Source organism: Achromobacter sp. UMC71, assembly GCF_014170305.1.
In the GTDB taxonomy this organism is placed as follows: Bacteria; Pseudomonadota; Gammaproteobacteria; order Burkholderiales; family Burkholderiaceae_B; genus Achromobacter.
The window spans coordinates 127,808-139,376 of the sequence record NZ_LZZT01000017.1 but is presented as its reverse complement, the minus strand read 5'-3'; the positions used below and the strand labels follow the sequence as shown (position 1 = coordinate 139,376).

Here is an 11,569-nt window from a genome sequence, read left to right as displayed (position 1 = left end):
TCGTCATCTTCGTCCAGGCCTTCGGCCTTCCCTTCAGATTCCCTCGGGCGCATCGAGGTTGCCCGCTGCCACGAAGCCCTGCACGACGGGCTACGCGTGTCTGGGTTCGTTGCGTCGCTAGACCTGTGGTCAGGGAATGGAAGGTGCGGTGCCCGCCTCGTGCCGGCCGCGCGGGCGGCCTTACGAGGCATACGCGGTGTCTTACGTACGCCGATGCCGCTCTCGCGTGTGGGCGCGGATGCAATAGCGTTTCACGCCGCTATTGAGCGCCGGATGGGCGGCGCGCGAGACGGTCAGCATGCGCAAGCCGGTGCCGGCCGCGCCGCCCATCACCGCCCCTCCCCCAACATGGGGCGTCAATAGAAAGCCACTTCCCGTAAGCGCGAAGCGCCCCCCCAACACAGTCAACAACACAAATGCCAAACGTGGCCGCCCGCGCGGCCGCGGCTTGGCGACCCTGTACATTCCATTCCCTGACCACAGGTCTAGCGACGCAACGAACCCAGACACGCGTAGCCCGTCGTGCAGGGCTTCGTGGCAGCGGGCAACCTCGATGCGCCCGAGGGAATCTGAAGGGAAGGCCGAAGGCCTGGACGAAGATGACGACGGGGTAGTCCGGCGCCCGCGCGCCGGACCGCAATCGTGGGCGCCCGCTGCCACGAAGCCCTGCACGACGGGCGACCTACGAAGAACGACCGAACGATGCAGACTATTGCAAATTCACTAAACCAGCACCCTCCGATACTCCCCCGCCACATGCTCCAAAGGCAACCGACTACGCCCCACCCCAAACAACTTCTCCCGCAACGTCCCATCAACATAAGCCGTCTTATAAACCCCTCGCTCCTGCAACTCAGGCACCACCAGATCAACAAAATCCGAATAGCACTCCGGCGTCACCGTACGCGCCAGATTGAAGCCGTCGATATCCGTCTCTTGCACCCAAGACGCCAGTTCCTCGGCCACCTGCCCCGCGCTGCCCACCAGCGCCGGATAACGACCGCCCAGCGCCATGTCCGCCAGCAGATCGTTCACCGTTCTGTCCGTGCGCGCCACCGTCAGATTCTTCACCGCCGACTCGATTGCATTGTTCTTCACATAGCGTATCGGTTCGTCCTTCTGGTATCGCGAGAAATCTATCCCCGTTGAGCTGGCATAGTGCGCCAGGCCTGCCTCTGGATTCGCATAGCGCAGGTATTCAGCGTGTTTCTCTCTGGCCTCGGCCTCCGTCCTGCCCACCACCGCCGTCACCCCCATGAAAAACTTGATGTCGCGCGGGTCGCGGCCTTCCTTGGCGACCGACTCGCGGACGCTGGCCACCAGCTTGCGCAGGCCTTCCTTCGTCTGGCTCGACACGAACACGCATTCCGCGTGGCGCGCCGCGAATGCCTGCCCCCGGCCCGACGAGCCGGCCTGGTACAGCACCGGCGTGCGCTGGCGTGACGGTTCCGACAGGTGGTAACCCTGCACCTTGTAGTACCTGCCCTCGTGGTCTATCCGGCGCACCGCCTCCGGGTCCGCGTAGACCCGGGCCGCGCGATCCGCGCGCACCGCCTTGTCGTCCCAGCTGCCTTCCCACAGCTTGTAGGCGACCTCCAGGAACTCGTCCGCGCGGTCATAGCGTTCGTCGTGCGCGATCTGCTCCGATAGTCCCATGGCCCGTGCCGCGCTTTCCAGATAGCCCGTCACGATGTTCCAGCCAATGCGTCCGTCCGTCAGATGGTCCAGCGTCGAAAAGCGCCGCGCCAGCAGATACGGCGCTTCGTATGTCAAGTTCACCGTCACCCCGAAGCCCAGGTGGCGCGTGGCCGCCGCCATGGCCGACACCGTCAGCAGCGGGTCGTTCACCGGCAGCTGGATCGACTCGCGCAGCGTCAGGTCCGCCGAGCCCTGGTACACGTCGTACACCCCCACGATGTCCGCCAGGAACAGGCCGTCGAACAGACCGCGCTCCAGCAGCCGCGCCAGCTCCGTCCAGTAGTCCAGCGTCTTGTACTGCGTCGACGTATCGCGCGGATGGGTCCACAGGCCGTGGTTGATATGGCCCACGCAGTTCATGTTGAACGCGTTCAAGAGGATTTGCTTCTTCGCCATGGCGTGCCGCTTTTCGAAAGATTCAGGTGGTGCCGACTCGGCCGGGTACGGCGTCGTTCAGGTAATAGTTGCCGACCGCGTGGCGCTTCCAGCGCACCGGATCGTGCAGCGTGTGCGTGCGCGCGTTGCGCCAGTGGCGGTCCAGGTTCAGGTGGTCCAGCGTTGCCTGGGTGCCGGCCAGCTCGAACAGCTTGGTGCCCGCGGCCAGCGCCGACTCGGTGGTCAGCGCGCGGGCTTCGGCCACCGCGATCGCGGCGGCGGCCACCCGATGCGGCTGGGGGTCGGCCGTCGCCACGTCCAGGATCCGGCCGGCGCGGGCCACCAGCGCGCGCGCCGCGTCCAGGCGGATCGACAGGCGGCCGAACTCGCTGATGGTCAGCGGATCGTCGGCGGCGCGTTCCACTCCCGCGTCGACCCAGGGACGCGAGCGGTTGCGCACGAAATCCAGCGCGTCCGCCAACGCCGCCTGGCCGATGCCCAAATCGATCGCCGCATGGATGATCTGCGCCAGCGGCTTGATCGTGTTGGGCGGCGCCGCGGGGTCAGCCAGCACCATCACGTCCTCAACCGGCACGGCCACGTCCTTGAACAGCACCGTGCCGCTGCCCGTGACCCGCTGGCCGAAACCCGACCAGTCGTCGATCACTTCCACGCCCGGGCTGTCGCGGCGCACGAAGGCCAGCCGCTGGATCGCATCTTCGCCTGCGGTCGCAGTGGGAATCCACTGCGCATAGAGGGCGCCCGTGCAATAGAACTTGCTGCCGTTAATGCGCCAGCCGCCCTGCCCGTCCGGCGACAGGCGCGTGCGGCGCTCCGCGGCGGTGCGGGTGCCGATCTCGGCCAGCGCATTGCCGAAGCGCTCGCCCGCCAGCGCGCGTGCATAGAAGCGGCGCTTCTGGTCGGCGTTGCCGTTTACGCGCAGCACTTCCAGCGCGTAGTAATGGTTTTGCGGAATCTGGCCCAGCGAGCCGTCGGCGCCCGAGATGATCGCCGTGACCTCGGCCAAGGTCACGCGCGACACGCCGGCGCCGCCGTATTCACGCGGCACGGTAATGCCCCACAAGCCGGATTGCGAGTAGCGTTCCAGTTCCGGCAACGGCAGGCGCCGCTCGCGGTCACGCTGCGCGGCTTCCAGCCCGAAGCCGGCGGCCAGTTCACGGGCCACGTCCAGCGCCTGCGCGTCGCTGCCGATGATCGCGGCGCGCTGCGGCGCCAGGGTCGAAATAGGCGTATCGCTCATGGCTCAGATCCAGGAGTGGCGGTTGGGGCGGCGGCCGTTCAGCAGGTAATTGCCCACCGCGTGATATTTCCAGCGCACCGGGTCGTGCAGCGTATGCGTGCGGGCATTGCGCCAATGGCGGTCCAGATTGAATTCCGCCAGCGACGAGCGGGCGCCCGACAGTTCGAACAGCGTCTCGCTGGCGGCCAGCGCGATCTCGGTGGTCAGCGCCTTGGCCCGCGCCACAGCGATCGACGCGGCGGCCACATCGTCGGCGTCCAGCGTGCGCGGCGTGGCCTCGTCCAGGTGTGCGGCAGCCTCCAGCAGCACCGCTTGCGCGGCGTGCAGATCGATGAACAGGCGGCCCACGTCGCCGATCACGTATGGGTCCTGCGTTGCCCGTTCGACGCCGGCCTCGGCCCAGGGCCGGGCGCGTTCGCGCAGGAACTTCACCGTGTCGTTCAGCGCCGCCTCGGCGATGCCGGCATCGATCGCCGCCTGCATCAGTTGGGCGAATGGACCTTGCAACGCGGGTTGTTCCTGCACGGTCCAGGCCGGCAGCACCGCATCGGCCTCGACGCGCACGTTGTCGATCAGCACGGTGCCGCTGGCCGTGGTGCGTTGGCCGAAGCTGGACCAGTCGTCCACCACCGTCAGACCGGCCGCGCCGCGATCCAGCAGCACGGTCACCAGGCGGCCCTCGGTATCTAGCGCTTTGGTGGGAATCCAGTGCGCATACAGCGCGCCGGTCGAATAGAACTTGCGCCCCGACAGCCGGTAGCCATCGCCGTCGACCACCAGGCGCGCCTGCACGTCACGCGCATGACGCGTATGGCGCTCGGGGCCGGCGTTGCCCAGCCGCCGGCCGGCCAGCACGCCCTCGTAATAACGCCGCTTCTGCTGCGGCGTGCCCACCTGGCGCAACAGGTTCAACGAGCCGAAGTGGTTTTGCGGAATCTGGCCCAGCGACGGATCGGCCGCGCTGATGATGCGGAACACCTCGGCCAGCGTCACGTGCGATACCTGGGGGCCGCCGAACTCGCGCGGCACGGTAATGCCGCCCAGCCCGCTGGCGGAATAGCGCTCGATCTCGCGCCAGGGCAGGCTGCGCGCCAGATCGCGCTGCGCCGCGCCCTGCGCGAAGTCCGCGGCCAGCACGTGGGCCGTCTCGATGGCCTGGGCGTCGCTATCGATGCGGACGGCCGGCACCACGCGGGGCGCCTCGTCGGTTTCCGGCAGAAGGGGGGAATGTGCGGCTTGCGGCATGGGACGGGGCGGCGGGGTGAAAACATGCAGCCTATCGGCGCGGCGCGGTGCACGGAAGGACGGATTTCTCATGGGGATATTTGAAATCGGTATATGGCGCCGCCGCGCCCGCCCCTACTTGTTAGCGTGCTCTGGCGCGGCATATCGAAATCACCAAAGAGTGTTTGCGGCGGGCTTTCGCGCTTGCTTAGAGTCGAGCTTTTCCTTGATCCGCGCCTTGCCGCCTGCCGCTTTCATGCCTGCACTGGATTTGCCCCTGGCCCTGGACTACGACGGCGCGCTGGAAGCGCGGCTGTTCGACGAGATCCGCCTGGTGGTTGCCCCCACCGTCCCCGCCGCGCGCATCGAACCGCCGCGCGATCTGGCCAATGCCGACGAACGCCGCGCCGCCGGCGAGTACGCCATCTGGAACACGGTGCATGACCTGTTCATCACGCAGGTGGCGGCGCAGGCGATCTGCGGCCTGTTCCGCGACGACACGGAATTCCAGTTCGCACTGGCGCGCCAGCTGGGCGACGATGCCGCGCACGCCGAGTTTTCACGCGGACGCGCGGCCGTACTGCTGGGCCGCGATCCGCTGCCCGACGTGGAGCAGGGCGTGCGCGATGCCTGGGATCTGGTCGGCGGCTTTGCGCTGCGCAACTGGCAGAACTTCCTGGCCTGGCAGTTCCATTACGAACACTACATCCTGGCACGCCTGTTCGTGAACCGGCGCACCGCCCGCGTGCTGGACTTCGGCCACCGCGAGTTCGGCGAAAACCGCATCCTGCCCGACGAAGAAGCGCACCGCATCCGTATCACCCAGTGGTGGCTGCGCAAGCTGGCCGGCGCCAGCGAATCCGAGCGCCGCGAATGGACCGACAGCCTGATCCAGGCCGATGAGGACGTGCAGCGCATCCTGGGCCCTTACCTGCGCGATTCCTGGCAGCTGAACCTGCGCGCCACCGGCCTGGACACCCGCGGCCATGTGGCGCTGTACGACGCCTGGCGGCGCGAGCTGCTGGCCACGCTGCTGCGCCTGACCCCCGACGACCTGCCCCCCTTGACCAGCCTGGCAGCCTGACCCGGCCACACCCCTCTCGACCGAAGGAATCCGCATGACCCAGCCCTTGCCCCCGGTGTCCCATGACGACACGCCGCAGGATGCCGTCAACCCCTTGCGCCGCTGGCTGCTGAGCGCCGGCGCGCTGATGGGCACCGGCGCGCTGTTTCCCAACGTGATCTTCCCGCCGGCCCACGCCGACACGCAGAGCCTGCCCAACACGCTGCAAGGCGCCACCCGCGGCGGCGTGCTGAACGCGGTGGTGCACCCCGAGCCGCCCACGCTGGCCTTCTACCTGAATTCGTCCACGCCCACCGGCGCGGTAGCCAGCAAGATCTTCGACGGCCTGGTGGAATACGGCCCCGACCTGAAGCCGCGGCCGGTGCTGGCCGAAAGCTGGAGCGTATCGGACGACGGCAAGACCATCACCTTCAAGCTACGCCAGGGCGTGCTGTGGCACGACGGCAAGCCGTTCACGTCGGCAGACGTGAAATGGTCGGCCGAGCAGATCTGGCTCAAGCACGCACCCAGCGCGCGCCGCGTGTTCCAGTACCTGCAGCAGGTCGACACGCCGGACGACCACACCGTGATCCTGCATCTGTCGCAGCCCACGCCCGTGGCGCTGAACGCCATCGACTCGCTGGGTGCGCCCATCCTGCCGCGTCACCTGTTCGAAGGCACCGACATCCAGAACAACCCCTACAACAACAAGCCGGTGGGCACGGGGCCGTTCGTCTTCAAGGAATGGAACCGCGGCAACTACATCGTGCTCGAGCGCAACGCGCACTACTGGCAGCCCGAACGCCCCTTCCTGGACCGCATCGTCTGGAAGATCGTGCCCGACGTGTCCGGCCGCGCCACCGCGCTGGAAACCGGCGCCGTCTCGTACGGCGAGCGCAACCCGGTGGCCTTCACCGACGCCACCCGCCTGTCCAAGCTGCCCAAGCTGGCGGTGGACACGGCCGGCTACAACGGCTTTGCCGCCTGGCTGTGGCTGGAAGCCAATCTGCGCGATCCGATCCTGGCCAACCTGAAGGTGCGCCAGGCCATCGCCCATGCCGTCAACAAGCAGGCGCTGGTCAAGACCGTCTGGAACGGCTATGCCGAGCCTTTCGTCAGTCCGGTGCCCTCGCTCGTCAAGCCTTATCACAACCCCAATGTGCAGCAGTATGCCTATGACCCGGCCCTGGCCGAGAAGCTGCTGGATGAGGCCGGTTATCCGCGCGGCGCCGGCGGCTGGCGCTTTGCGCTGACCCACGACTACATTCCATTCGGCGACGACTACCGCCGCACCGGCGAATTCGTGCGCCAGGCGCTGCGCAAGATCGGCATCGACGTGACGCTGCGCGGCCTGGACCTGGCCACCTGGACCCGCAACGTCTTCACCGACTACAACTTCCAGCTGATCAGTTCGTGGGGCACCGTGCTGATCGACCCGCAACTGGGCGTGGAAACGCGCTACTGGAGCCGCGCCGAAGCACGCGGCACCCCTTGGTACAACGTCTCGGGTTACAACAACCCCGAGATGGACCGCGCCATCGAGGCCGCCCAGGTCGAGACCGACCCGCAAAAGCGCATCGAACAGTACAACGAGGTGCAACGGCTGGCCCAGCGCGACCTGCCGCTGATCGGCCTGTTCGAGTTCCGCTGGTTCGGCGTCTGGGACAAACAGCTGCGCAACGTGACCGACGCCTCGTCCCACTCGCGCAACAACTTCGCCAACGTCTGGCTCGGCAAGGCCTGAGCGCCGCAGGATCGACCAGACATGTTCCCGCGCCTGCCCCGCCCCGTCCGTTACCTGCTGCAGATCCTGTTCGTGGTGGGCGCCACCGCGGTGGCGAACTTCTTCCTGCTGAAACTGGTGCCCGGCGACCTGGTGGACGTGATCGCCGCCGAGAACAGCGGCATCACCCCGGCCCACGTGGCCGAGCTGCGGCTGGCCTACGGGCTGGACCAGAGCGTGCTGGCGCAGCTGGGCTATTACCTGAAAAGCCTGGCGTCGCTGGACCTGGGCTATTCGTTTCGCTACGGCGAGCCGGTAGCCACGCTGATCTTCGGCCGCCTGCCGGCGACGCTGGCGTTGATCGGGACTGGCCTGGCGCTGTCGGTGCTGCTGGGCGTGCTGCTGGGGGTGCTGGCCGCCCGCCGGCCGCACGGCCTGTTGGACACGCTGCTGTCGGCCCTGGCCACCGCCGGCTATTCGGCGCCCATGTTCTGGACCGCGCTGATGCTGATCGTGGGATTCGGCGTGCATCTGGATTGGCTGCCGGTCGGCGGCATCCGCGACGTGGGCGCGGCCTACCAGGGCTGGGCGCTGTGGCTGGACTATGCGCGCCACCTGGCGCTGCCGGTGGCCACGGTGGCGATCTACTACGTCGCCATTTACGCCCGCCTGTCGCGCGCGTCCATGATCGAAACGCTGCAGGAAGACTACATCCGCACGGCCCGCGCTCGCGGCAACGGCGAGGCCCGGGTGATCTGGCGCCATGCGCTGCGCAACGCCATCCTGCCCGTGGTCACCATGCTGGGCCTGCAGAGCAGCGCGCTGCTGGGCGGCAGCATCGTGGTGGAAACCGTGTTCGCGTGGCCCGGCCTGGGCCAACTGTCGTTCGAGGCCATCGCCAGCCGCGATGTCAACCTGCTGCTGGGCATCCTGCTGATGAGCGCGGCGTTGGTGGCGATCATGAATATCGCGGTCGACGCCACCTACGGCCTGCTCGACCCCCGCGTGAGGAAAGCATGAAATCCGCCCTGCACGCCGCGCTGCGCCTGTTGCGCGCGCCGTCCGCCGCCATCGGCGCGGCCATCCTGCTGACCCTGCTGGCGGCCGCCGCCACCGCCGGCTGGCTGTACCCGGGCGACCCGCTGGAGATGGTGGGCGCGCCCTTCACCTGGCCGGGCAGCGACGCCGAGTTTCCCGCCGGCACCGACCTGATGGGCCGCGACATCCTGGCCGGCCTGTTCCACGGGGCCCGCGTGTCGCTGCTGGTGGGCGGCGCGTCGGCGGCCATCGCGCTGGGCATCGGCCTGCTGGTGGGCGCCTTTGCCGGCTACGCCGGTCCGCGCACCGACGCCGCGCTGATGCGCGTGACCGAGCTGTTCCAAACGGTGCCGTCGTTCCTTCTGGCCATCGTACTGGTAGCGATCCTGGGGCCGTCGCTGTCGACCATCATCTTCGCGCTGGGCGTGACCTCGTGGACCGGCATCGCGCGCCTGACGCGCGGCGAATTCATCGCGCTGCGCGAGCGCGAGTTCGTGCGCGCCGCGCAGGCGCTGGGCGCCGGCCACGCCCGCATCATCTTCCGGGAGATCCTGCCCAACGCCTTGCCGCCCATCATTGTCACCGCCGCCGTGCTGGTGGCCAACGCCATCCTCTCCGAAGCCGGACTGTCATTTCTGGGACTGGGCGATCCCAACGTGGTCAGCTGGGGCAGCATGGTGGGCGCCGGCCGCGAAGCCCTGCGCACCGCCTGGTACATGACCGCCCTGCCCGGCCTGACCATCATGGCCGCCGTGCTGGCGCTGAACCTGCTCAGCGACGCCATCAACGATGCCCTCAATCCCAAGCTGCGGCGCCACATGGCCGCGGCGCCCGCCCCCGCGCGCTGATCCTTTTTCCTACTCCTATGAGCACGCTGATCGACATCCAAGGGCTGAACGTGGCCTTCCCCGGCCACCAGGCCGTCAGCGGCCTGGACCTGCGGGTCCGCGCCGGCGAGACGCTGGCGCTGGTGGGCGAATCCGGCTGCGGCAAATCCACCACCGCCCTGGCGCTTTTGGGCCTGCTGCCGCGCCACGCCCGCACCAGCGGCCGCATCCTGTTCGAAGGGCGCGACCTGCTGGCGCTGCCCGAGCGTCAACGCTGCGCCCTGCGCGGCGACCGCATCGCCATGATCTTCCAGGAACCCATGACCAGCCTGAACCCGGTGCTGACGCTGGGCGAGCAGATCGGCGAGGCCCTGCGGCTGCATCGCGGCGCCACGGCCCGCGCCGCGCGCCAGCGCGCCATCGAGCTGCTGGACCTGGTGCGAGTGCCGGAACCGCAGCGCCGCGTCGACGACTACCCGCATCTGCTGTCGGGCGGCCAACGCCAGCGGGCCATGATCGCCGCGGCCATTGCCTGCGAGCCTGCCCTGCTGGTGGCCGATGAGCCCACTACCGCGCTGGACGTCACGGTGCAGGCGCAGATCCTGCGCCTGTTGGACGATCTGCGCGCCGAGCTGGGCATGGGGTTGCTGCTGATCACCCATGACCTGGCCGTGGTGGGCGACTGGGCCGACCGCGTCGCCGTGATGGTGGCCGGCGAAAAAGTGGAAGAGGGCCTGGCGTCCGTATTGCTGTCGCAGCCGCACCACCCGTATACGCGCGGCCTGTTGGGCGCGTCGCTGCGGCTGGACGACGCCACCCATTACCGCCAGCGGCGGCTGCCGGAAATCCGCACCCGGCTGGACCCGGCGTCGGGGCGGCCCGTTTTCGGACTGGTCACGCCGCCGCGCGTGGCGGCCGCCAATGACCCCGCCGTGCCGGATGCCCACCCGCTGCTGCAGGTGCGTGACCTGCGGGTGAACTATCCGACCCGCCAGGGCGTCAAGACTGCCGTGGACGGCGTGTCGTTCCAGATCGAGCGCGGCGAGACGCTGGGCCTGGTGGGGGAGTCCGGTTGCGGCAAGTCGACTCTGTCCCGCACCCTGGTGCGGCTGCTGGCGCCGTCGTCGGGCAGCATCCTGCTGCGCGGGGCGGATACCGCCCGGTTGACCAAGCGTGATCTGGCGGCCTACCGCCAGAGCGTGCAGATGATCTTCCAGGATCCCTACGCCTCGCTCAATCCGCGCCATTCGGTCAACGACATCCTGCAGGCCGCGCTGCGCATCCATCATGTGGATGACCGCCACGAACGCCGCCGCCGCATCGCCCACATCCTGGATGCGGTCGGCCTGCCGCAAGCCGCGCTGGCGCGCTATCCCAGCGAGTTCTCCGGGGGGCAGCGCCAGCGCATCGGCATCGCCCGCGCGCTGGTGCTGCGTCCGGCGCTGGTCATCTGCGACGAGCCGGTGTCGGCGCTGGACGTATCGGTGCAGGCGCAGATCCTGAACCTGCTGGTGGACCTGAAGGCCGAGTTCGGCTTGTCGTACCTGTTCATCTCGCATGACCTGTCGGTCGTGCACTACCTGGCCGACCGGGTGCTGGTGATGAATGCGGGCCGTATCGTCGAGGAAGGCCCCAACGCCACCCTGTGGCGCGAGGCCCGCCACCCGTACACCCGCAGCCTGATCGAGGCCCTGCCGCGCGGGCTGGCCGGAGCCGGTGAAACGCTGCGCCGGATCGCGTAGCGGGCGCCCGGGCGGGGTGCCTCTGCCTGGCGGGCGCCCGGCTATTCCCCCTCCTCCCAACGCAGTACTGGATTGCGGCCGGACGCGGGCCTATACTGGATTCGCCGTTGCTGGACATTCCTTTTCTCAAAGGAGAAGCAACATGTACAGGCACCTGCTCATTGCCGTGGACGGCTCCCTCACGTCCGAGTCGGCCTTCAAGCAAGCGCTCGTTTTCGCCAAGGAAATGGGCGCTTCGATCACGATCCTGCGCGCCATTCCCGAAGACCACCTGCTGGTTTACCAGGCGGAAATGCTGGGCGCGCACCAGGCGCCGCCCACCGACCAGGCGCGCAAGAATGCGGCGGCCTATCTGGAGGGCCTGGAGATGGAGGCGCGCCACGCCCTGGTGCCCTGCAACACGGCTGTCGCCGTCAACGACCACCCGCATGAAGCCATCGTGGCGGCCTCGCAAGCGCACCACTGCGACCTGATCGTGATGGGGTCGCACGGACGCCACGGCATGACCGGTTTCCTGCTGGGCAGTGAAACCCAGCGCGTGCTGGCGCGCACCAAGCTGCCGGTGCTGGTGTTCCGGCAAGACCGGCCCAAGGCGGCTTGATCCGCGCGGCGGCCGCC

At 68.3% G+C, this 11,569-nt stretch carries 9 protein-coding genes; 6 read left to right on the top strand and 3 right to left on the bottom strand.

Annotated elements, in window-relative coordinates; all coding sequences use genetic code 11:
* Positions 1–723 precede the first annotated feature (723 nt).
* Genes A9974_RS09255 through A9974_RS09245 form a run of 3 tightly spaced genes read right to left on the bottom strand, consistent with a single transcriptional unit; the run spans position 724 to position 4,579 of the window.
* Entirely contained in the window at positions 724–2,094 is a 1,371-nt protein-coding gene (locus A9974_RS09255; RefSeq protein WP_183003805.1) for an LLM class flavin-dependent oxidoreductase, read from the bottom strand.
* Positions 2,095–2,116: 22 nt separating this feature from the next.
* Positions 2,117–3,334, bottom strand: coding sequence for an SfnB family sulfur acquisition oxidoreductase (locus A9974_RS09250; RefSeq protein ID WP_183003804.1), 1,218 nt, complete (start codon positions 3,332–3,334; stop codon positions 2,117–2,119).
* Positions 3,335–3,337: 3 nt separating this feature from the next.
* Positions 3,338–4,579: an SfnB family sulfur acquisition oxidoreductase gene (locus tag A9974_RS09245; RefSeq protein WP_183003803.1), complete on the bottom strand. Its 1,242-nt coding sequence runs from the start codon at positions 4,577–4,579 to the stop codon at positions 3,338–3,340.
* A gap of 235 nt (positions 4,580–4,814) precedes the next feature.
* On the opposite strand from A9974_RS09245, the gene A9974_RS09240 reads away from it, so the two are divergent.
* From A9974_RS09240 to A9974_RS09215, 6 genes are all read left to right on the top strand, one after another.
* Positions 4,815–5,642, top strand: coding sequence for a hypothetical protein (locus A9974_RS09240; protein ID WP_183003802.1), 828 nt, complete (start codon positions 4,815–4,817; stop codon positions 5,640–5,642).
* Positions 5,643–5,676: 34 nt separating this feature from the next.
* Positions 5,677–7,365, top strand: coding sequence for an ABC transporter substrate-binding protein (locus A9974_RS09235; protein ID WP_183003801.1), 1,689 nt, complete (start codon positions 5,677–5,679; stop codon positions 7,363–7,365).
* A 21-nt stretch (positions 7,366–7,386) separates the two neighbouring features.
* Positions 7,387–8,364 (top strand): ABC transporter permease, encoded by a 978-nt coding sequence (locus A9974_RS09230; RefSeq protein WP_183003800.1) that lies wholly within the window; start codon positions 7,387–7,389, stop codon positions 8,362–8,364.
* The gene (locus A9974_RS09225; protein ID WP_183003799.1) at positions 8,361–9,230 is read left to right on the top strand and encodes an ABC transporter permease; all 870 of its coding nucleotides are present in this window, start codon (positions 8,361–8,363) and stop codon (positions 9,228–9,230) included. The genes A9974_RS09230 and A9974_RS09225 overlap by 4 nt, the downstream gene beginning before the upstream one ends.
* 17 nt (positions 9,231–9,247) lie before the next feature.
* A complete protein-coding gene (locus tag A9974_RS09220) occupies positions 9,248–10,951 on the top strand; it encodes an ABC transporter ATP-binding protein (protein ID WP_183003798.1) in 1,704 nt (567 codons plus the stop codon).
* 142 nt (positions 10,952–11,093) lie between these two features.
* Positions 11,094–11,552, top strand: a complete 459-nt coding sequence (locus tag A9974_RS09215) for a universal stress protein (protein WP_183003797.1) — start codon at positions 11,094–11,096, stop codon at positions 11,550–11,552.
* The last annotated feature ends 17 nt before the right edge of the window (positions 11,553–11,569 follow it).